Source organism: Modicisalibacter luteus DSM 23508, assembly GCF_000378505.1.
In the GTDB taxonomy this organism is placed as follows: Bacteria; Pseudomonadota; Gammaproteobacteria; order Pseudomonadales; family Halomonadaceae; genus Modicisalibacter; species Modicisalibacter luteus.
In genome coordinates this window covers 23,560-44,710 of record NZ_KB899996.1, presented here as the reverse complement: position 1 = coordinate 44,710, position 21,151 = coordinate 23,560, and the positions used below count along the sequence as shown (strand labels likewise).

The 21,151-nt window shown below is 59.8% G+C and carries 17 protein-coding genes and 2 tRNA genes; 17 read left to right on the top strand and 2 right to left on the bottom strand.

The genetic code is table 11. The features are described from left to right. The first annotated feature begins 55 nt into the window (after nt 1-55). Both carB and greA read left to right on the top strand, forming a co-directional pair. The gene (gene carB, locus F568_RS0112585) at nt 56-3,286 is read left to right on the top strand and encodes a carbamoyl-phosphate synthase large subunit (protein ID WP_019019089.1); all 3,231 of its coding nucleotides are present in this window, start codon (nt 56-58) and stop codon (nt 3,284-3,286) included. Continuing rightward, nucleotides 3,283-3,759 (top strand): transcription elongation factor GreA, encoded by a 477-nt coding sequence (greA, locus tag F568_RS0112580; protein ID WP_019019088.1) that lies wholly within the window; start codon nt 3,283-3,285, stop codon nt 3,757-3,759. Before carB ends, greA begins: the two co-directional genes overlap by 4 nt. Nucleotides 3,760-3,851: 92 nt before the next feature. Here greA and yhbY read toward each other — a convergent pair whose 3' ends face one another. Continuing rightward, nucleotides 3,852-4,178: a ribosome assembly RNA-binding protein YhbY gene (gene yhbY / locus F568_RS0112575; protein WP_026300519.1), complete on the bottom strand. Its 327-nt coding sequence runs from the start codon at nt 4,176-4,178 to the stop codon at nt 3,852-3,854. 212 nt (nt 4,179-4,390) lie between these two features. On the opposite strand from yhbY, the gene rlmE reads away from it, so the two are divergent. The 15 genes from rlmE (at nt 4,391) to pnp (ending at nt 19,684) form a co-directional block, all read left to right on the top strand. Beyond that, nucleotides 4,391-5,020 (top strand): 23S rRNA (uridine(2552)-2'-O)-methyltransferase RlmE, encoded by a 630-nt coding sequence (gene rlmE / locus F568_RS0112570; RefSeq protein WP_019019086.1) that lies wholly within the window; start codon nt 4,391-4,393, stop codon nt 5,018-5,020. 88 nt (nt 5,021-5,108) lie between these two features. Next, nucleotides 5,109-7,097 carry an ATP-dependent zinc metalloprotease FtsH gene (gene ftsH / locus F568_RS0112565; RefSeq protein WP_019019085.1) on the top strand — a complete coding sequence of 663 codons (1,989 nt, stop codon included), beginning with the start codon at nt 5,109-5,111 and terminating at the stop codon, nt 7,095-7,097. Between the two features lie 83 nt (nt 7,098-7,180). Next, on the top strand, nt 7,181-8,044 hold the full coding sequence (folP, locus tag F568_RS0112560) for a dihydropteroate synthase (protein WP_083933036.1): 864 nt from the start codon (nt 7,181-7,183) through the stop codon (nt 8,042-8,044). Further along, on the top strand, nt 8,041-9,390 hold the full coding sequence (gene glmM, locus F568_RS0112555; RefSeq protein ID WP_019019083.1) for a phosphoglucosamine mutase: 1,350 nt from the start codon (nt 8,041-8,043) through the stop codon (nt 9,388-9,390). The genes folP and glmM overlap by 4 nt, the downstream gene beginning before the upstream one ends. Nucleotides 9,391-9,466: 76 nt before the next feature. After that, the gene (gene tpiA, locus F568_RS0112550) at nt 9,467-10,216 is read left to right on the top strand and encodes a triose-phosphate isomerase (protein ID WP_019019082.1); all 750 of its coding nucleotides are present in this window, start codon (nt 9,467-9,469) and stop codon (nt 10,214-10,216) included. A gap of 4 nt (nt 10,217-10,220) precedes the next feature. Beyond that, a complete protein-coding gene (gene secG / locus F568_RS0112545) occupies nt 10,221-10,583 on the top strand; it encodes a preprotein translocase subunit SecG (protein ID WP_019019081.1) in 363 nt (120 codons plus the stop codon). A gap of 95 nt (nt 10,584-10,678) precedes the next feature. Then, nucleotides 10,679-10,765: transfer RNA gene (locus tag F568_RS0112540), tRNA-Leu, on the top strand. A 109-nt stretch (nt 10,766-10,874) separates the two neighbouring features. Further along, nucleotides 10,875-10,951: transfer RNA gene (locus F568_RS0112535), tRNA-Met, on the top strand. A gap of 141 nt (nt 10,952-11,092) precedes the next feature. Then, on the top strand, nt 11,093-11,557 hold the full coding sequence (gene rimP, locus F568_RS0112530) for a ribosome maturation factor RimP (protein WP_019019080.1): 465 nt from the start codon (nt 11,093-11,095) through the stop codon (nt 11,555-11,557). Between the two features lie 27 nt (nt 11,558-11,584). After that, complete coding sequence (gene nusA, locus F568_RS0112525) at nt 11,585-13,078, top strand: transcription termination factor NusA (RefSeq protein ID WP_019019079.1); 1,494 nt, start codon at nt 11,585-11,587, stop codon at nt 13,076-13,078. Between the two features lie 27 nt (nt 13,079-13,105). After that, complete coding sequence (gene infB / locus F568_RS0112520) at nt 13,106-15,670, top strand: translation initiation factor IF-2 (protein WP_019019078.1); 2,565 nt, start codon at nt 13,106-13,108, stop codon at nt 15,668-15,670. A gap of 21 nt (nt 15,671-15,691) precedes the next feature. Continuing rightward, the gene (gene rbfA / locus F568_RS0112515; RefSeq protein WP_019019077.1) at nt 15,692-16,093 is read left to right on the top strand and encodes a 30S ribosome-binding factor RbfA; all 402 of its coding nucleotides are present in this window, start codon (nt 15,692-15,694) and stop codon (nt 16,091-16,093) included. Next, complete coding sequence (gene truB / locus F568_RS0112510) at nt 16,093-17,040, top strand: tRNA pseudouridine(55) synthase TruB (protein WP_019019076.1); 948 nt, start codon at nt 16,093-16,095, stop codon at nt 17,038-17,040. The genes rbfA and truB overlap by 1 nt, the downstream gene beginning before the upstream one ends. Before the next feature lie 99 nt (nt 17,041-17,139). Next, on the top strand, nt 17,140-17,409 hold the full coding sequence (rpsO, locus tag F568_RS0112505; protein WP_019019075.1) for a 30S ribosomal protein S15: 270 nt from the start codon (nt 17,140-17,142) through the stop codon (nt 17,407-17,409). Between the two features lie 151 nt (nt 17,410-17,560). Further along, nucleotides 17,561-19,684, top strand: a complete 2,124-nt coding sequence (gene pnp, locus F568_RS0112500; protein WP_019019074.1) for a polyribonucleotide nucleotidyltransferase — start codon at nt 17,561-17,563, stop codon at nt 19,682-19,684. Between the two features lie 123 nt (nt 19,685-19,807). Here pnp and F568_RS0112495 read toward each other — a convergent pair whose 3' ends face one another. After that, nucleotides 19,808-20,986: an acetyl-CoA C-acetyltransferase gene (locus F568_RS0112495; RefSeq protein ID WP_019019073.1), complete on the bottom strand. Its 1,179-nt coding sequence runs from the start codon at nt 20,984-20,986 to the stop codon at nt 19,808-19,810. Nucleotides 20,987-21,151: the final 165 nt, after the last annotated feature.

The following is a 21,151-nucleotide window of genomic DNA, read 5'->3' as shown; positions in this document are numbered from 1 at the left end:
GCCTCCCTTTCCATCATCCTGACCTGTTTTTACCGAATTAGCTGCGGGAATCGTCATGCCCAAACGTACTGACATCAAGAGCATCCTAATCATTGGCGCCGGCCCGATCGTCATTGGCCAGGCGAGTGAATTCGACTACTCCGGCAACCAGGCCTGCAAGGCGCTGCGCGAGGAAGGCTTCCGGGTCATCCTGGTCAACTCCAATCCGGCTACCATCATGACCGATCCGGTCATGGCCGATGCCACCTACATCGAGCCGATCACCTGGCAGGCGGTAGAGAAAATCATCGAGAAGGAGCGCCCGGATGCGCTTCTGCCCACCATGGGCGGACAGACTGCGCTCAACTGTGCTCTTGACCTCGACAAGCACGGCGTACTGGCCAAGTATGGCGTGGAGATGATCGGCGCCAACGCCGACGCTATCAACAAGGCCGAGGATCGTGACCTGTTCGACAAGGCCATGAAGAGCATCGGCCTGGAGTGCCCCAAGGCCAAGGTGGCGCATACCATGGAAGAGGCTTGGGAAATCCAGGCCGAACTGGGCTTTCCGACTATTATTCGCCCCTCCTATACCATGGGCGGCTCGGGTGGCGGTGTCGCCTACAACAAGGAGGAGTTCGACGAAATCTGCCAGCGCGGTTTCGAACTCTCCAACAATCATGAGCTGCTGATCGACGAATCGTTGCTGGGTTGGAAAGAGTACGAGATGGAGGTCGTTCGCGACAGGAACGACAATTGCATCATCGTGTGCGCCATCGAAAACTTCGACCCCATGGGCATACATACCGGCGACTCGATCACTGTAGCCCCGGCGCAGACGCTGACCGACAAGGAATACCAGATCATGCGTGACGCCTCGTTGGCGGTGCTGCGCGAGATCGGCGTCGAAACCGGCGGCTCGAACGTTCAGTTCGGGGTCGATCCCCAGACCGGGCGCATGGTAGTCATCGAGATGAATCCGCGCGTGTCGCGTTCGTCGGCGCTGGCGTCCAAGGCCACAGGCTTCCCGATCGCCAAGATCGCCGCCAAGCTGGCCGTGGGCTATACCCTGGATGAGCTTCAGAACGACATCACCGGTGGCAAGACGCCAGCCTCGTTCGAGCCGTCCATCGACTACGTCGTCACCAAGATTCCGCGCTTCACCTTCGAGAAGTTCCCGCAGGCCAATGACCGTCTGACCACACAGATGAAGTCGGTCGGTGAGGTTATGGCGATTGGCCGTACCTTTCAGGAATCACTGCAAAAGGCGCTGCGTGGTATGGAAACCGGTAATGACGGGCTCGACCCCAAGGTTACCGATTTCACTGATGAGAACCTGGCGCTGATCAAGGGTGAACTACAGGCGGCCGGCGCCGATCGCATCTTCTTCATTGCCGACGCCATGCGCGCCGGCATGAGTGTCGATGAAATCTTTACGCTGACCAATGTCGATCGCTGGTTCCTGGTACAGCTCGAGGATTTGATACTTGCTGAGCAGGACGTGGCCAAGCGGTCGCTGGCCGAGCTGGATGCCAATGCCTTGTTCCGCCTCAAGCGCAAGGGCTTCAGCGATGCGCGCCTGGCCAAGCTGCTTGGCGTTTCCGAGAAGGAATTCCGCCGGACGCGCCAGAAACACGGCATTCGTCCCGTCTACAAGCGGGTCGATACTTGTGCCGCCGAGTTTGCCTCGCATACCGCCTATATGTATTCCACCTACGAGGAGGAGTGTGAGGCTGCGCCCAGCGATCGCAAGAAGATCATGGTGCTGGGGGGCGGGCCCAACCGCATCGGTCAGGGTATCGAGTTCGACTATTGCTGTGTGCACGCAGCACTGGCGATGCGTGAGGACGGTTACGAGACCATCATGGTCAACTGCAACCCGGAAACCGTCTCCACCGACTATGACACCTCCGACCGCCTCTACTTCGAGCCGGTGACCCTGGAGGACGTGCTGGAAATCGCCGACAAGGAGCAGCCGGTCGGTGTGATCGTCCAGTTCGGCGGTCAGACGCCGCTCAAGCTGGCGCGCGAACTCGAAGCTGCCGGCGTGCCGATCATCGGCACCACGCCGGATGCCATCGACCGCGCCGAGGACCGTGAGCGCTTCCAGAAGATGATTGAAAAGCTGGGTCTCAAGCAGCCGCCCAACGCGACGGCGCGCAGCTTCGAGGACGCCTTTGCCAAGGCGGAAGCCATCGGTTACCCGCTGGTGGTGCGTCCATCCTACGTGCTCGGCGGCCGAGCCATGGAGATCGTCTATAGTGCCGACGAGCTGGAGCGCTACATGACCCATGCGGTCAAGGTCTCCAATGACTCGCCGGTACTGCTCGATCATTTCCTCAACGCCGCCGTCGAGGTCGATATCGATGCGGTGTCTGACGGTCATCAAGTCGTGATCGGCGGCATCATGCAGCACATCGAGCAAGCCGGCGTGCACTCCGGTGACTCGGCGTGTTCGCTACCGCCGTATTCGCTGCCCAAGGATGTCCAGGACGAGATGCGCGATCAGGTCAAGCGCATGGCGGTGGAGCTTAACGTGGTTGGCCTGATGAACGTACAGCTGGCCTGGCAGGATGGCGAAATCTATGTCATCGAGGTCAACCCGCGCGCCTCGCGTACCGTACCGTTTGTCTCCAAGTGCATTGGCACATCGCTGGCACAGATCGCCGCACGTTGCATGGCCGGCACCAGTCTGATTGATCAGAACTTCACCAAGGAGCTGATCCCCGGCTATTACAGCGTCAAGGAAGCGGTATTCCCGTTCAACAAGTTCCCCGGGGTCGATCCGATCCTGTCGCCGGAAATGAAGTCTACCGGCGAAGTCATGGGCAGTGGCGAAACCTTCGCCGAAGCGTTCTATAAGGCACAGCTCGGCGCGGGCGAGGCGATCCCCAAGCTCGAGGGAGAGCGTTCTGCGTTCCTGTCGGTCCGCGATCCGGACAAGGCGGGCGTTATCGAGGTCGCGCAATCTTTGCTAGCATTGGGTTTTGATCTGATCGCTACTCGCGGTACCGCCAAGGCTCTCGAGGATGCCGGTTTGCCGGTCAAGGCCGTCAACAAGGTCTTCGAGGGCAGGCCCCATATCGTCGACATGATCAAGAACGACGACGTGGCCTACATCGTCAACACCACCGAAGGCCGCCAGGCGATTAACGATTCTTCCGTGATCCGCCGCACCGCGCTCGCGCATAAGGTGCCCTATGCGACGACGCTGGCCGGTGCGCGCGCCGTTTGCATGGCGCTCGAGTACGGCAATGAAATTACCGTGCGGCGGCTTCAGGAATTGCATGCAGGAGCCAGTACATGAACAAGGTCCCGATGACCGTCTTAGGTGAACAGCGCCTGCGGGACGAGCTTAATCAGCTCAAGGGAGTGGAGCGTCCTCGGGTGATCAATGCCATCGCCGAGGCTCGTGAGCATGGCGATCTCAAGGAGAACGCCGAATATCACGCCGCACGCGAGCAGCAGGGGTTCATCGAGGGGCGCATCCAGGAGATCGAGTCCAAGTTGTCGTTAGCCCAGGTGATCGACGTCACCAAGATGCCCAAGACCGGCAAGGTGATCTTTGGTGTCACGGTTGAGCTGATCAACCTGGATAATGACGAAGAAGTACGTTACCAGATCGTTGGTGAGGACGAGGCCGATATCAAGGCGGGCAAGATTTCGGTGACCTCACCGATCGCACGCGCCCTGATCGGCAAGGAAGAGGGGGACGTGGCGTTGGTGCGTACCCCGGGTGGCGAGGTCGAGTACGAGATCTCGAGCGTCGAGCATCTCTAGGCGCCGAAGCATGAGCGAAAAAGCCCGCGACGATGTCGCGGGCTTTTTTCTCGGATACGAGGCAAGCCGGGTAGTGGCTCGCGCGAAACAACTTAGCGCCGCCCGTGATGTGCTTCGAAACGTTGGATATTGGACAGCTTGGGATTGGCCTTGGGGTTGCGCCGGTAGAACAGCGCCATCTTGCCGATAATCTGAATGACCTCGGCGCGTGCATCGGCGGCGAGTTCCTCGATGACTTGGCGGCGAATCTCGCGGTCGCCCACGGCCAGTTTGATCTTGATCAGTTCGTGGTCGGTTAGGGCACGATCGAGCTCGGCCATGACGCCTTCCGATACGCCGTTCTCCGAAACCGTGACCACCGGATCGAGATGATGGCCGATACTGCGAAATGCTTTCTTTTGTGCCTGTGACAAGCTCATGGTATCGTGGCTGTTCCCGGTTGGCGTGCATTGCTTGGTGGCGGACGCCGCGATGACACGAACGCCGCAGCGGCTGAACGCGCCATGGTACGGCGAAAGTCGATTCATGCAAAGTGCCGCTTTATCGTACAGTCATAGTTATGGCGTGCCGGGTTGCCTTCCACTGCCATTCCAATGTCCGGGAATTCATCCCGAACGAATCAGGTGAACTCGTGGCTCGAACTTCCTCCAGCAAGAGCAGCGCAGGCTGGCTCAAGGAACATTTCGACGATCAATATGTCCAACGCTCATGGCAGGACGGCTACCGCTCGCGGGCCAGCTACAAGCTTCTCGAGATCGACGCCAAGGACAAGCTGCTCAAATCAGGCATGACGGTCATCGATCTGGGCGCCGCACCGGGTGGCTGGAGTCAGATTGCTGCCGAAAAAGTCGGGCCAACGGGTGTGGTGATCGCTTCGGATATTCTCGAAATGGACGCTTTGGCCGGCGTCGACTTCGTGCAGGGCGACTTCACTGAAGATGCTGTACTCGAGGCCATTCTCGGGGCGCTAGGTGAACGTCCTGTGGATTTGATTATCTCGGACATGGCGCCCAACATGAGTGGCATGGCCGCCATCGACCAGCCTCAGGCCATGTATCTTGTAGAGTTGGCTCTGGATCTGGCGCGGCAGACGCTCAGACCCGGTGGGCGCTTCCTGACCAAGGTCTTCCAGGGTGAAGGGTTCGACGACTTCCTGAAGGAGCTGCGCGGTAGTTTTACTCGGGTAGTCACACGCAAGCCGGAGGCCTCGCGCGCACGTTCCCGCGAAGTCTACCTGCTGGCGGAAGGTTTCAAGGGTTAAGCTTGCAAACATGGTTGAACGCCCCTACGTGGTGTAGTGTCAAACATGGGCACGCTTGGCAGTCAGATTATGCAACGAGGGTATTGCCTTGAACGACATGGCGAAGAACCTGATTCTCTGGTTGGTCATCGCAGCGGTTCTGCTGACGGTGTTCAACAACTTCAGTGTCGATAGCACGACGCAGACGATGAACTATTCCCAGTTCGTCGAACAGGTCCAGGAAGGGCAGGTCCGTACGGTTACCATTGACGGTTATACAATCTCTGGTGAACGGCAGGATGGCTCGCAATTCCAGACCATTCGTCCGGCGGCCCAAGATCCCAAGCTGATGGATGATCTGTTGGCCAACGATGTCAACGTGATCGGCAAGAAACCCGAGGAGCAGAGCCTCTGGACACGGCTACTGATTGCCAGTTTCCCGATCCTGATCATTCTGGCCATTTTCCTGTTCTTCATGCGCCAGATGCAGGGCGGTGGCGCAGGTAAAGGCGGGCCGATGAGCTTCGGCAAGTCCAAGGCCAAGCTGCTGACTCAGGATCAGGTAAAGACCACCTTCGCTGATGTTGCTGGCTGTGACGAGGCTAAGGAAGAGGTCGAGGAGTTGGTCGACTTCCTCAAGGATCCCAGCAGGTTCCAGCGCTTGGGTGGCCAGATTCCTCGTGGCGTCTTGATGGTGGGGCCGCCCGGGACCGGTAAGACACTGCTGGCCAAGGCGATTGCCGGCGAAGCCAAGGTGCCTTTCTTTACCATCTCGGGTTCTGACTTCGTCGAGATGTTCGTGGGCGTCGGCGCATCTCGTGTGCGTGACATGTTCGAGCAGGCCAAGAAACAGGCGCCCTGCATCATCTTCATCGATGAGATCGATGCTGTAGGCCGCCATCGTGGATCTGGCATGGGTGGTGGACACGACGAGCGCGAACAGACCCTGAACCAGCTGCTGGTCGAGATGGATGGTTTCGAGGCCAATGATGGCATCATCGTTATTGCCGCGACCAACCGTCCTGATGTACTCGATCCGGCCTTACTACGCCCGGGGCGCTTCGATCGTCAGGTCACCGTTGGGCTGCCCGACATCCGTGGTCGTGAACACATTCTCGGCGTCCACCTGCGTAAGGTGCCGCTGGGCGAAGATGTCAAGCCGAGCCTGATCGCTCGCGGTACGCCGGGCTTCTCCGGTGCCGATCTGGCCAATCTGGTTAACGAGGCGGCTCTGTTCGCTGCGCGTCGTAACCGTCGCCTGGTGAGTATGGAAGAGCTCGAGATGGCCAAGGACAAGATCCTGATGGGCGCCGAGCGCAAATCCATGGTCATGACCGAAAAAGAAAAGCTCAACACGGCCTATCACGAGTCCGGTCACGCAATTATCGGTCTGCTGATGCCCGAGCACGATCCGGTCTACAAGGTCACTATCATCCCGCGCGGACGTGCGTTGGGTGTGACTATGTTCCTGCCGGAGGAAGATCGTTATAGCTTCTCCCGTCAACAAATTCTCAGCCAGATCTGCTCGCTTTTCGGTGGCCGGATCGCCGAGGAAATGACGCTGGGGCCGAATGGCGTTACCACCGGGGCATCCAACGATATCAAGCGTGCTACTGAACTGGCTCACAACATGGTGGCCAAATGGGGCCTGTCGGCTGAGATGGGGCCGATCATGTACGACGAGGACGAGTCTCACCAGTTCCTTGGCGGCCCTGGACAGGGTGGCAATAAGCTCAAGTCGGGCGAGACCACGACGCGCCTCGATAAGGAAGTGCGCCGCATCATCGACGAGTGCTATAACCAGGCCAAGCAGTTGCTGGAAGAGAACCGCGACAAGCTCGATATAATGGCCGAGGCGTTGATGCAGTACGAAACCATCGATGCCGATCAGCTCAAGGACATCATAGAGGGGCGGAAGCCGCGTCCGCCGAAGGACTGGGATGACAATGATGCGGGTCCTGGCTCGCCAGTCAGTGAGCAGCCGAGCTCCCAGGGGCGCCCTGACCAGCAGGGCCCTGATGTGGACGATGGCGAGGAAGAGGGCGATGACCGTACGCGGCGTCCGTCCGATCCCTTGGGTGGTCCGGCCGGGCACTGAGTGTCCGAGGTTGGCTGCTAGGCGCCCTGCGGGGCGCCTAGTGTCGTCATGAAGGTGAGTTTTCCCGCCAATCGGGTTTTAGAATGTCAGAATTTCCCCCTAGTACCGTTCTACAATGTGGGCGGCACTCCCTCGACTTATCTCGCCCCCGTGTCATGGGGATCCTCAATGCCACGCCAGACTCCTTCTCGGATGGAGGACGCTTCAACGCGATCGACGCTGCTTTGGCTCATGCCGAGCACATGCTGGCCGAAGGCGCGGCTATTATTGACGTAGGTGGCGAGTCGACCCGGCCTGGGGCCTCTCCGGTTTCGTTACAGGAAGAACTGGATCGCGTGGCTCCGCTCGTTGAGCGGCTGGTGAACGAGCTCGATGTGTTGGTATCGGTAGATACCAGTTGTCCAGAAGTCATGCGGGAAGTTACTGCTCTGGGAGCGGGTATGCTCAATGACGTGCGTTCCCTGCGTCGGCCCGGTGCGCTTGATGCGGCAGCAGCCAGCCAATTGCCGGTGTGTGTGATGCACATGCAGGGGGAGCCTGGCGACATGCAGCGAGACCCTCATTATGACGTGCCAGTCGAAGACGCAGTGACGACATTTCTCGCCGAACGGGTCGCGGCCTGTGAAACAGCCGGTATCTCTCGCGACCGCCTGATCGTCGATCCGGGATTCGGCTTCGCCAAGACGCTTGAGCATAACCTGCGTCTGCTCAAGCGTATGGATGCCCTGGCACATCTTGAACTACCCGTGCTGGTCGGCATGTCGCGCAAAAGCTTGATCGGAAAGGTGCTCGGTCGCACCGTCGAGGAGCGCCTGCCGGGTGGGTTGGCACTAGCGACGCTCGCGGTGGAGCGCGGTGCTCGTATCATTCGCGTGCACGACGTTGGCCCCTGCGTGGACGCGGTAAACATGACTTGGGCCGTGCTACAGGAAGGCGAAAACCAATGACACGACGCTATTTCGGTACCGATGGTATCCGCGGCACGGTCGGAGAGTACCCGATCACTGCCGATTTCATGCTCAAGCTGGGTTGGGCCATGGGGCGTGTGCTGGACAAGCAGCGCGGTCGCGCCAAGGTGCTGATCGGCAAGGACACACGCATTTCGGGTTACATGTTCGAGTCGGCCCTGGAGGCCGGACTTTCGGCTGCGGGTGTCGATGTCTCATTGCTCGGCCCGATGCCCACACCGGGTATCGCCTACCTGACTCGCACGTTCCGTGCCGATGCCGGAATCGTGATTTCCGCCTCGCACAATGCCTATCAGGATAATGGCATCAAGTTCTTCTCGGCCGAGGGTACCAAGTTGCCCGATGAGATCGAGATGCGCATCGAGGACGAACTAGAGAAGCCGCTGGAAACGGTTCCTGCCGATCGCCTCGGCAAGGCAGTGCGTATCAACGATGCGGCGGGACGCTACATCGAATTCTGCAAGTCTACTGTGCCGCATCGTCTATCCCTGCATGGACTGAAGATTGTGCTCGACTGCGCGCATGGGGCGACCTACCACATTGCGCCGAACGTGTTTCGTGAGTTAGGTGCACAGGTCAGTCTGGTTGGGGCTGACCCGGATGGTTTGAACATCAACTATAAGGTTGGCTCGACGCATCCGGCATCCCTGCGTGCTGCCGTTATTGAGCGTGGCGCCGATCTGGGGGTCGCTTTCGATGGTGATGGTGACCGTGTCATTCTTGTGGATGCCGACGGCCGCGAGGTGGATGGCGACGACATCCTCTACCTGATCGCCAGGGATCGCCATTCACGTGGTGAGCTGGGTGGGGGTGTGGTCGGTACGCTGATGAGTAATTTCGGTCTGGCCGCAGCGCTGGAATCACTGAACATTCCCTTCGAGCGCGCGAAAGTGGGTGACCGATACGTCATGGAGCGGCTTGCAGCCAGGGGCTGGCAGTTAGGCGGGGAGTCGTCCGGGCATATTGTGTGTGGCCATGTACAGTCTACCGGGGATGGCATCGTCTCGGCCCTGCAGGTACTGTCGATCATGGTCAGTCAGGAGCAACCCTTGGCCGCGTTGCTCAAGGATTTCGAGAAGGCGCCTCAGGCGCTGGTCAACGTGCGTCTGACGCCTGGGACTGACAAGCAGGCGCTGCTCGAGAGCGAGCCGCTTCAGAACTCGGTGGCTGCCGTGGAATCGGAGCTCGGCGGTAGCGGCCGCGTATTGCTGCGTCCCTCGGGAACCGAGCCGTTGATTCGGGTCATGGTAGAGGGGCGTCCGCGCTTCGACGTGAGGGCCCTGGCGCAGCGTATCGCCACTGATGTCGAGCGCCTGATGGGTTGAGAGCACGCGCCCCGCGGTTGTCTTGGTCGGGGCGCTCCTATAACATTTCGCACCACTTTGAGAAAGGGATTTGTTCATGCGCATGCCGCTGATCGCCGGGAACTGGAAGATGAACGGCTCGCTGGAACTGGTCGAGCAGTTCGGGCGGGCCTTTGCCGAGACAGGGTTGCCCACCTCGGTCGAAGTGGCGCTGATCCCGCCTACGCCCTATCTGGCGGCGATGCAGTCGGCTTTGGCCGGTACCGCGGTTGCGCTTGGCGCGCAAACGCTCAACCCCGAGACCAAGGGGGCGCATACCGGCGAGGTCAGCGCTGAGATGCTCAACGAGTTCGACGTGCGCTATGTCCTGGTCGGCCACTCCGAGCGTCGTTCAATGTATCATGAGGACGACGCAGCGGTATTGGCGCGGGCCAAGGCAGCGCTGGCGTCCGGGCTGGTCCCGGTGCTGTGTGTCGGCGAAACGCTTGAGCAGCGTGAGGCAGGGCAGACCGAAGCCGTGGTGCTTGGCCAGGTCGAGGCAGTATTCAATGCCTTGGATGCCGAGCAGCGTACACGCATGGTGATCGCTTACGAGCCGGTCTGGGCGATCGGCACCGGGCGCACGGCATCACCCTCTCAAGCCCAAGCGGTACATGCTGCGATTCGTGCACGCCTGGGCGAGTATGACAGCGAGCTGGCCGCAAGGCTGCGTCTGCTGTACGGAGGCAGCATGAAGGCCGACAATGCCGCCGAGCTGCTTGCCGAGTCGGATATCGACGGTGGTCTCATTGGCGGCGCATCGCTCAAGACCAACGATTTTCTAGCCATATGTCAGTCAGCAGGTTGAAAACATGCAAATCGCGATTCTTATGATTCACGTGGCCATTGCCATCGCACTGGTCGCGCTCGTCCTGCTGCAGCAGGGCAAGGGGGCCGAAGCCGGCGCCGCGTTCGGCGGTGGTGGTGCTTCCCAGACAGTCTTCGGATCCCGGGGGAGCGGTGGCTTTCTGGCCAAGCTGACCGGTGTCTTGGCGGCGGCATTCTTTGCCACGTCCTTGGCACTGGCCTACTTTGCCTCCCAGGCTGGCGATGCACCGGAGCAGGGCATTCCCGATGCCAAGGTGATTGAACAGCGCAATGCAGCACCGACACTTGACGATGGTGCGCAAAGTATGGATAATTCGGCGCCAGCGCTAGAGGAGAGCGGAGAGTGATCTCCACACCTCAATCGTAGTGCGGGTCGGTCGTGATAATGCCGACCCACGAGAGAAAAGACATAACGTGTGATGTCTGACTCTCGTCCCCTGATGCCGAAGTGGTGGAATTGGTAGACACGCTATCTTGAGGGGGTAGTGACCTTATGGTCGTGGGGGTTCAAGTCCCCCCTTCGGCACCATCTGAAGATTGCCTGGTTATCAGGCGTTCAGAAGCACGATTGGCACGATGTGGCGATGCGCTTTCCTTGACCTACAGGCAAGCGAGTTCCTATAATCGCCAAGCTATGATGCGGGGTGGAGCAGTCTGGTAGCTCGTCGGGCTCATAACCCGAAGGTCGTCGGTTCAAATCCGGCCCCCGCTACCAAGTTTTATCTGAAAGGCCCCTTCCTCAGAAGGGGCTTTTTGTTAGCGGTCCGTTCCGCTGGCACCAACGCCAATCAGCCACCTAGCTTTTTCCTTACTCCCGGTCAGGTGCCTGATGCAACTGCTGTAGGAGCCTTCGTCTGTGGCGAGCAACAAGAACGCTGCGCTGGATGCGCTGATCGAACCGGTGGTAACGTCCATGGGCTTCGAGCTCTGGGGTATCGAACATCTAGCCCAGGGCAAGCACTCACGTCTGGTAATCTACATTGACAGTCCTGAGGGGATCACCGTCGATCATTGTGCCGATGTCAGTCGTCAGGTCAGTGGCATTCTCGATGTCGAAGATCCGATTCCCGGTCAGTACCAGCTTGAGGTGTCATCACCGGGGATGGACCGACCGCTTTTTACCCTGGCGCAATTCGAGCGCTACAAGGGCAATACCGTGTCGTTGCGTCTGCGTACCCCCTTTGAGGGTCGGCGCAAGTACAAGGGGCTGCTGGCCGGTATCGACGGCGACGAGGTGCTGTTGCACCTCGACGGCGAGGAATACTGCTTTCCCATCGATAGTATCGATCAGGCGCGGGTGGTCCCGCAGTTCGATGCATAAGAACTGTTTTCTGGCGAGGCTTAAGGCATGAGCAAAGAGATTCTGCTGGTCGTTGATGCGATCTCGAACGAGAAGGGCGTGCCCCGTGATGTGATCTTCGAAGCGGTCGAGTCCGCATTGGCCAGCGCATCGCGCAAGCGTTTCGAAGGTCAGGAGGTCAACGTGCGCGTCAAGATCGATCGCGCGACCGGTGACTACGAGACGTTTCGTCGCTGGGTAGTGATCGAGGACGACGAGTTCGAGAATCCCGATGCAGAGATCAAGCAGTCGTTTGCCGAACAGCGCGATCCCCCGCTAACCTTGGGTGACGTGGTCGAGGAGCGGATCGAAAATGCTGCGTTCGGGCGCATCGCTGCCCAGACTGCCAAGCAGGTCATCGTGCAGAAGGTGCGTGAGGCCGAGCGTGCCCAGATCGTTCGTCATTATGCCGAGCGCGAGGGTGAGCTGGTTGCCGGTACGGTCAAGAAAACGACACGCGACGGATTGATCATCGACCTGGGCGATAACGCAGAGGCGTTCCTGCCACGCAGCGAGATGATCCCCGGGGAGCGTTACCGCATGAATGAGCGTGTGCGTGCCCTGTTGTGGAAGGTCGATCCGGAAGCGCGAGGTTCGCAGTTGATCTTGTCGCGCACGCGTCCTGAACTGATCATCGAGCTGTTCAAGATCGAAGTGCCTGAAATCGCTGAGCAGCTTATCGAGATCAAGGGCGCGGCTCGTGATCCCGGCTCGCGCGCCAAGATCGCCGTCAAGACTAACGACAAGCGTATCGATCCGGTCGGTGCGTGTGTTGGCATGCGCGGCTCGCGTGTGCAAGCAGTGTCCAACGAGCTGCAGAATGAGCGCGTGGACATTATCCTATGGGACGACAACCCGGCACAGTTGGTCATCAACGCCATGGCCCCCGCCGATGTTGCTTCCATTCTCGTCGACGAAGACACCCATTCAATGGATGTTGCCGTTGCCGAAGACAATCTTGCCCAGGCTATCGGTCGCAGCGGTCAGAACGTGCGGTTGGCCAGTGAGCTGACGGGTTGGGCACTCAATGTGATGACCGAAGACGAAGCCGAGGGCAAACGCGAACAAGAGATCGATAGCCTGGTCGAGTACTTCATCAGTCATCTCGAGATCGACGAGGAGTTGGCTCGGGTACTGGTTGAAGAGGGCTTTACCTCCCTCGAGGAGTTGGCCTATGTGCCTATCGAGGAGATGCTGGAGATCGAAGAAGTCGATGAAGACCTGATAGAAGAACTGCGCGCACGCGCCAAAGACGAGCTGTTGAACCTGGCAATCGCTTCCGAGGAAGTCCTGGATGGCGCCCAGCCCGCCGAAGATCTGCTCGAGATGGACGGGATGGATCGACACCTGGCCTTTATTCTGGCCAGCCGTGGCATCGTCACCATGGAAGATCTTGCCGAGCAGTCCATCGATGATCTCAAGGACATCGAGGACGTGGATGAAGAGCGCGCCGCGGCATTGATCATGACCGCCCGTGCGCCCTGGTTCGAGAGTGAACAGTAACTAGGTCACGGGCTCAGGAGGGTCGTAATGTCAGAAATGACAGTTAAAGATTTCGCAGTCAAGGTGGGGCGTGATACTTCCCGCCTTCTGGAACAGATGAAAGAAGCGGGGCTTCCGCACCAAAACGAAGGCGATGCCGTCTCCGAAGAGGATAAACAGCGGCTGCTCGACCATCTCACTCAGAGTCATGGCGGCGGTGGGCGTGCCCCCAAGAACCGCATTACTCTGACGCGCAAGACCAAGAGTCGCATCAAGAGTGGTGAGCGCGGCAAGACTATTGAGGTGCAGGTTCGCAAGAAGCGCACCTACGTCAAGCGCGACGAGGAAGAGGCAGCTGACAAGCCCGAGCCGGTCGAGCAGGGGCCACGTCAGCTGGTCGGCGATATGGCGGACACGCAGGCACGGGCACAGGCACAGGCTGAAGAGGCGCGTGCCCAGGCGGAAAGTGAGGCCAAGGCTGCAGAAGAAGCCCGGGAGGCAGAGGCGGCCAAGCAGGTATCTGCCGACAAGGCGGCGCAGGAAGCGACCCAAAAGCGTGAAGAGCCTACACCTACGCTTAGGTCACCCAAGCATACCCCCGCCGAGCCTGAGCTGACGAGCAGCGAGCCGGTTGTCGAGGCCCCTCCCAAGGAGCCGCGCAACGAGAATCGTCGTGCCCAGAAGAAGGCGCCGGCCAAGAAGGGGCGCGATACCAGCCGTGACGAGGATCGCGAGGAGCGTAGCGAGCGTCGGCGCGGGGGTGGCAAGAAGGTCAAGCGCGCCGAGCGCCGTGGCAGCCGTCGTGGTGGCCGTGACAGTGGCGGCGGCAAACATGCCTTCCAGAAGCCGACGCAGCCGATCGTGCGCGAAGTGGCCATCCCTGAATCGATCAGTGTGGCCGACCTGGCAGACAAGATGGCGATCAAGGCCAACGAAGTCATCAAGGCTATGTTCACCATGGGCGCGGCAGTCACCATCAACCAGACGATCGATCAGGATACCGCCGCGATCGTCGTTGAGGAGATGGGCCACAAGCCCAAGCTGGTCAAGGACGATGCGCTGGAGACCGAGGTTCTCGAAGGGATCTCCTACGAAGGCGAGGAGATCACTCGCTCGCCGGTCGTTACGGTCATGGGCCACGTCGACCATGGTAAGACCTCACTACTCGACTACATTCGCCGTACCAAGGTGGCGACTGGTGAGGCAGGCGGAATTACCCAGCACATCGGCGCCTACCATGTCGAGGATGAGCATGGCGGAGTGACTTTCCTGGATACCCCGGGGCACGCGGCGTTCACTGCGATGCGTGCGCGTGGTGCCCAGGCTACTGACGTCGTCATTCTGGTGGTAGCGGCCGATGATGGTGTGATGCCGCAGACCGTCGAGGCTGTCGAGCACGCCAAGGCTGCCGAAGTGCCGCTGGTGGTGGCCGTCAACAAGATCGACAAGGAAGGGGCGGACTTCGACCGTATCCGCAACGAGCTGTCCCAGCACGGTGTAATTTCCGAGGAGTGGGGCGGCGATACGCAGTTCGTCCACGTCTCGGCAAAGACCGGCGAAGGCATCGATGCGCTGTTGGAAGCCGTGCTGCTGGTTTCCGAGGTGCTTGAGCTCAAGGCTGTGCCGGCCGCCCCCGCCAAGGGCGTGGTGGTCGAGTCACGTCTCGACCGCGGTCGCGGCCCGGTCGCCACCGTGCTGGTGCAGAACGGCACCTTGCGTCGCGGCGACATGGTTCTTGCCGGACTGCATTATGGCCGCATTCGCGCGTTGACCAATGAGCTGGGTCAGCAGGTCGAGTCGGTGGGCCCGGCCATGCCGGTGGAAATTCAGGGTCTCGACGGGACGCCCGAGGCGGGTGAGGACTTTATGGTCCTGGCCGATGACAAGAAGGCGCGTGAAGTCGCCAACTTCCGTCAGGGCAAGTATCGTGAAGTGCGCCTGGCTCGTCAGCAGAAGGCCAAGCTCGAGAACATGTTCTCGCAGATGGGCCAGGACGAGGTGGCCAAGGTCAATATCGTCCTCAAGGCCGACGTTCAGGGCTCGCTGGAAGCGATCCGCGGTGCCCTCGAAGAGCTGTCCACCGGTGAGGTGGAAGTCGCCGTGGTGTCGTCCGGGGTTGGTGGTATCACCGGCACCGACGCCAACCTGGCGCTGGCTAGTGACGCCATTGTGGTCGGCTTCAACGTGCGTGCTGACGCTGCCGCTCGGGAAATCATCGAGCGTGAGGGACTGGATCTTCGCTATTACAGCGTTATCTACCAGCTCATCGATGAGGTCAAGCAGGCCATGAGTGGCATGCTGGCACCGGAGTGGAAAGAAGAGATCGTCGGCGTGGCCGAAGTGCGTGATGTCTTCAGAGCGCCCAAGATTGGCGCCGTGGCCGGCTGTATGGTCGTCGAGGGTACCGTGTACCGCAACAAGCGAATCCGTGTCCTGCGTGAAAATGTGGTCATTTACGAAGGTGAGCTGGAATCGCTGCGTCGCTTCAAGGATGACGTCAACGAAGTGCGCAACGGCATGGAGTGCGGTATCGGCGTCAAGAACTATAACGACGTCCAGGTCGGCGACAAGATCGAGGTCTTCGACCAGATCAGGGTCGAGCGCAGCCTGTAACGCGCCGAGGAGAGCAAGCCGATGCGCGAGTTCAAGCGTACCGACCGGGTGGCCGACCAGCTCCAGCAGGAGCTGGCGGTACTCATCCAGCGTGAGATCAAGGATCCGCGCCTGGGCATGGTGACCGTGAGTGGCGTCAGCGTCAGCCGCGATCTGGGTTATGCCGATGTTTATGTGACCCTGTTGGGTGACGACGATGCCGGGCGCATCAAAGAGAATTTGGCAGTGCTCAAGCGGGCTGCCGGTTTTCTGCGCAGCCAGATAGCCCAGCGCATCAAGCTGCGCCATGTTCCTGAGTTACGCTTTCATTACGATGAAAGCGTGGCGCGGGGGCACAAGCTATCGTCGCTGATTGATCAGGCGGTTGAGTCCGATCGTGCCCGTAACGATAACGATGATCCTGGCTCCGAGGGCGAGCGCTGATGGCACGTCGCCGTCGCGGTTTGCCGGTCAATGGTGTGTTGCTGCTCGACAAGCCTCAGGGCATGTCGAGCAATTTTGCTTTGCAGCGTGCGCGCCGCCTGTTCCAGGCGCAGAAAGCGGGGCATACCGGGACACTGGATCCCATGGCCACCGGCTTGTTGCCGGTGTGCTTTGGAGAAGCGACCAAGTTCTCCTCGCATCTGCTGGAATCGGACAAGGTCTACCGTACCCGGGTTCGCTTGGGTGAAATCACCGACACTGGTGATGCTGAAGGCACCGTCGTTGATCGCCGGATGGTCAAGCCATTCAGCGAGACGGAAGTCGAAGATGTACTGACGCGGTTTCGTGGCCAGATCGAGCAGGTGCCGCCGATGTACTCGGCGCTCAAGCATCAGGGGCGTCCGCTCTATGAACTGGCTCGCCAAGGCAAGTCGATTGAACGTGCACCACGGCGTGTGACGGTTTATGATACGCGCCTTCTATCCCACGACACCGAGGGATTCGATCTCGAGGTGGCCTGCAGCAAGGGCACATACATCCGGACCCTGGCCGAGGACATCGGACATGCGTTAGGGTGTGGCGCCCACATTACCGCACTGCGACGCCTGAGAACCGGCCCTTTCGGCGTTTCTGCCGGAGAAGCCGGAGGCGCTGTCGCTAACGGGGGCATGTTAACGCTGGAGCAGATCGAAGGTCGGGAGAATCAGGCGTCGCGGGAAGCCTTGCTGCTACCCATGGATGTCTTGGTATCGCACCTGCCCAAGATCGAGGCCGATGAAGCCGCCGCGAACCGGTTGTTGCAAGGCCAACGCGCCAGAATTGACACTGCCGGGCTGGAACACGAAGGCCTGGTGAGATTGTACCGTGACCAGGCGTTTCTGGGCTTGGTCACCGTCACGGCGGCGGATGAGGTTGCACCGCGTCGCCTGATCGCCACCGCAGGGTAGGCGATCCCAGCCACCGATTGGTGGCCGACCCATGGAGACTGCAAATATGCGTGGTCTCCGACATTCATCGTTTAGGCATATTGCTTACTGGAGAAACAGATGGCACTGACTGCTGAGAAAAAGGCTGAAATCGTCCAGGAATACGGTCGTGGTGATAACGACACCGGTTCCCCCGAAGTTCAGGTCGCCCTGCTGAGCGCCAATATCGACGGCCTGCAGGATCACTTCAAGACCAACAAGCAGGATCACCACTCCCGTCGTGGCCTGATTCGCATGGTCAACCAGCGCCGCAAGCTGCTCGACTACCTCAAGCGCAAGGACCTCGAGCGCTACCAGTCGCTGATCCAGCGCTTGGGCCTGCGTCGCTAAGACCGCAACAACGCAAGACCTTCGAACAAGCAACCCCACGGGGTTGCTTGTTCTTTTATGGGCCGCTGGTAGCTCTTGACCCTGTGAACTCCTAAAATGGTCGCCGAGTCAAAAGGCCCAAACATGAAACAGACAAGTTGAAGGAAGTCACGTGAATCCGGTCAAGAAAACATTCCAGTACGGTCAGAGCACCGTTACCCTCGAAACCGGGCGTGTCGCCCGTCAGGCCACCGGCGCTGTGCAGGTCACCATGGACGGGGCCGTAGTGCTGTGCACCGTTGTGGCCAAGAAAGACATGAAGCCGGGCCAGGACTTTTTCCCGCTGTCGGTGCATTACCAGGAAAGAACGTACTCGGTGGGCAAGATTCCCGGTGGCTTCTTTAAGCGTGAAGGACGTCCGACTGAGAAGGAAACGTTAACCTCGCGCCTGATCGACCGCCCGATCCGCCCGCTATTCCCCAAGGGCTTCATGAATGAAGTCCAGGTCATCTGTACCGTGTTGTCTGCTGACCGCAATCAGGATCCCGATATTCCCGCAATGATCGGCACCTCGGCGGCGCTGGCGATTTCCGGTATACCGTTCAGTGGTCCGATCGGCGCCGCGCGCGTGGCCTTTACCGAAGATCGTGGCTATTTCCTCAACCCGAGTGTCGAGGAACTTCAGACTTCCGAACTCGACATGGTAGTGGCTGGCACCGAGAAAGCCGTGCTGATGGTCGAGTCCGAAGCCAAGGAATTGCTCGAGGACGAGATGCTGGGGGCCGTACTCTACGGCCACCAGGAAATGCAGGTCGCCATCCAGGCCATCAATGAACTCGTTGCCGAGGCAGGCAAGCCCAAGTGGGACTGGCAACCTGAGCCGGAGAACACCGTGCTCAAGGATGCCGTGGCCGAGGCTTTCGAAGCCAAGGTTGGCGATGCCTACCGCATCACCGACAAGATGGCGCGTCAGGATGCACTGTCAGAACTCAAGGCCGAAGCCATTGAACAGCTTGCCGGCAGCGAGGAGAGCAAGTTCACGCCTGAGGAAGTCAGCGCCGCCTTCGGTAGCCTCGAAAAGCGTGTCGTGCGAGGCCGCGTGATCGCGGGCGAACCGCGTATCGATGGACGCGATAACAAGACCGTTCGTCCGCTGGATATTGAAGTTGGCGTGCTGCCGCGCACACACGGTTCCGCGCTGTTTACGCGTGGCGAGACCCAGGCGATGGTCATCGCCACGTTGGGGACCTTGCGCGATGCGCAACTGATCGAGTCGCTGGAAGGTGAGCGCAAGGATCGGTTCCTGCTGCACTACAACTTCCCTCCGTACAGTGTGGGTGAAGCCGGCTTCATGGGGGGACCCAAGCGTCGTGAAATCGGTCATGGCCGGTTGGCGCGTCGCGGGGTCCAGGCCATGCTGCCTAGTGATGAGGAATTTCCCTACACCATCCGCGTTGTGTCCGAGATTACGGAATCCAACGGCTCCAGTTCCATGGCCTCGGTATGCGGCTCTTCACTGGCTCTGATGGATGCTGGTGTGCCGCTCAAGGCGCCGGTGGCGGGGATCGCCATGGGCCTGATCAAAGATGACAACGGCTTCGCCGTGCTGACCGATATTCTCGGTGACGAGGACCACCTCGGCGATATGGACTTCAAGGTTGCCGGTTCTGCCGAAGGGGTCACTGCCCTGCAGATGGACATCAAGATCGAGGGCATCAACGAGGAAATCATGGAAACTGCCCTGCAACAGGCCCATGATGCTCGCTTGCATATTCTTGGCGAAATGAACCAGGTGATTGCCCAGAGCCGTGCGGAGGTTTCCGTCAACGCGCCGTCCATGGCGACTATCAAGATCGATCCGGACAAGATCCGTGACGTCATTGGTAAGGGGGGCGCGACGATTCGCAAGATTTGCGAGGATACCGGCGCTTCCATCGATCTCGATGACGACGGTACCGTACGCATCTATGCAGACGACAAGGCCGCCGCCAAGCGCGCCATCGATACGGTACTCGGCATTACTGCCGAAGCCGAGATTGGCAAGCTGTATCGCGGCAAGGTAGTGCGGATCGCCGACTTCGGTGCGTTCGTCAATTTCATGCCGGGAACCGACGGCCTTGTGCACATTTCTCAGATTGTGCCGGAGCGCGTCAATGACGTGCGTGACTTCCTCAACGAAGGGGATGAAGTCATCGTCAAGGTCCTCGACATCGATAACCGCAACCGTGTAAAGCTGTCGATCAAGGAAATTACCGCCGAGGAAAAAGCCGCTTTCGAAGCCACCCTGGCCGAGTAAGTCAGCACCAGCGACATGCTGGCAAAAAAGCGGTAATACAACGCCCCTGCAGGCTAAGCTTGCAGGGGCGTTTTGCGTAAATCGCTTGGTTAATCATGGCCGAGCACAGCGGCTTTCTACCAATTACCTTTCGATGGCGAGTGCGACCCCCTGCCCACCGCCGATGCAGAGCGTGGCCAGTCCCTTCTTTGCATCGCGCGCAATCATTTCATGCACCAGCGTGACCAGGACACGACAGCCCGATGCGCCAATGGGATGCCCCAGCGCAATTGCACCGCCGTTGACGTTGATCCTGGCGGGGTCCCAGCCGAGTTCCTTGTTGACCGACAGGGCCTGGGCGGCAAACGCCTCGTTAGCCTCGATCAAGTCCAGCTCGTCGATGGACCAGCCGGCCTTGTCCAGGCAGCGACGTGTGGCCGGCGCCGGGCCAATGCCCATGATCGCTGGATCGACACCGGCGTTGGCGTAGGCCTTGATGCGTGCCAGTGGCTCCAGGCCGAGCTCGCGAGCCTTGGCTTCGGAGCAGAGCATGGCCACGGCAGCCCCGTCGTTGATCGTTGAGGCATTACCGGCGGTGATCGTGCCATCTTTCTTGAAGGCGGGTTTCATGCCGGCCAGCTTGTCTGCCGTCGTGCCCTTGCGTGGGCCTTCATCGGTATCGAAGACAAGTGGGTCGCCCTTACGCTGGGGAATTTCTACGGGAACGATCTGGCTCTTGAAGCGTCCGCTGTCAATGGCGTCGCCGGCCTTCTGCTGGGAGGCGGCGGCAAACTCGTCCATCTGCTCGCGGGTGATGCCGTACTTCTCGGCCAGGTTCTCGGCGGTAATGCCCATGTGATATTGATTGAACGCATCCCACAGGCCGTCGTGAACCATGGTGTCGATGGCCTTCCAGTCGCCCATGCGCTGTCCAGTGCGAGAATTGGGCAGGACATGCGGCGATAGCGACATGTTTTCCTGGCCCCCGGCAAGTATCAGATCTGCATCGCCAAGACGAATGGCCTGGGTAGCCAGATGGAGAGCCTTGAGCCCCGACCCGCAGACCTTGTTGATAGTCATGGCAGGAACGGCATCGGGAAGGCCGGCAAGAATGGCGGCCTGGCGTGCTGGGTTCTGGCCGACACCGGCAGTGAGGACTTGCCCGAGCAGCACTTCATCGACCTGGTCAGGCGAAACGCCGGTACTGGCGAGAATCTCCCTGATTACCTTGGCGCCCAGCTCGGTGGCAGGGGTCGTGGCGAGTGAGCCGCCAAAGGTACCTATGGCAGTGCGGCGAGCCGCGACGATGACCACGTCTTGCATGCGAAACTCCTTGAAACGAAGGCAGACGACTACACCTTCAGCATAGGAGACTGTTGTGCATCGCGGCAATCGCTAAAAAGTGGCATGTTGCGTGTAGATTGGTCGTAGTGGGAGATTCTCGTGCGTGGATGGCTACCCTTCATTTGCAGCCATCAAACACCGCAA

Bases quoted from the DNA above. Each gene is read 5' to 3' on its own strand.
- yhbY (WP_026300519.1), bottom strand. From the start codon at position 4,178: ATGAGCTTGTCACAGGCACAAAAGAAAGCATTTCGCAGTATCGGCCAT.
- truB (WP_019019076.1), top strand. From the start codon at position 16,093: ATGGCACGTCGCCGTCGCGGTTTGCCGGTCAATGGTGTGTTGCTGCTC.
- greA (WP_019019088.1), top strand. From the start codon at position 3,283: ATGAACAAGGTCCCGATGACCGTCTTAGGTGAACAGCGCCTGCGGGAC.
- infB (WP_019019078.1), top strand. From the start codon at position 13,106: ATGTCAGAAATGACAGTTAAAGATTTCGCAGTCAAGGTGGGGCGTGAT.
- folP (WP_083933036.1), top strand. From the start codon at position 7,181: ATGTCAGAATTTCCCCCTAGTACCGTTCTACAATGTGGGCGGCACTCC.
- rbfA (WP_019019077.1), top strand. From the start codon at position 15,692: ATGCGCGAGTTCAAGCGTACCGACCGGGTGGCCGACCAGCTCCAGCAG.
- rpsO (WP_019019075.1), top strand. From the start codon at position 17,140: ATGGCACTGACTGCTGAGAAAAAGGCTGAAATCGTCCAGGAATACGGT.
- glmM (WP_019019083.1), top strand. From the start codon at position 8,041: ATGACACGACGCTATTTCGGTACCGATGGTATCCGCGGCACGGTCGGA.
- F568_RS0112495 (WP_019019073.1), bottom strand. From the start codon at position 20,986: ATGCAAGACGTGGTCATCGTCGCGGCTCGCCGCACTGCCATAGGTACC.
- tpiA (WP_019019082.1), top strand. From the start codon at position 9,467: ATGCGCATGCCGCTGATCGCCGGGAACTGGAAGATGAACGGCTCGCTG.
- nusA (WP_019019079.1), top strand. From the start codon at position 11,585: ATGAGCAAAGAGATTCTGCTGGTCGTTGATGCGATCTCGAACGAGAAG.
- carB (WP_019019089.1), top strand. From the start codon at position 56: ATGCCCAAACGTACTGACATCAAGAGCATCCTAATCATTGGCGCCGGC.
- secG (WP_019019081.1), top strand. From the start codon at position 10,221: ATGCAAATCGCGATTCTTATGATTCACGTGGCCATTGCCATCGCACTG.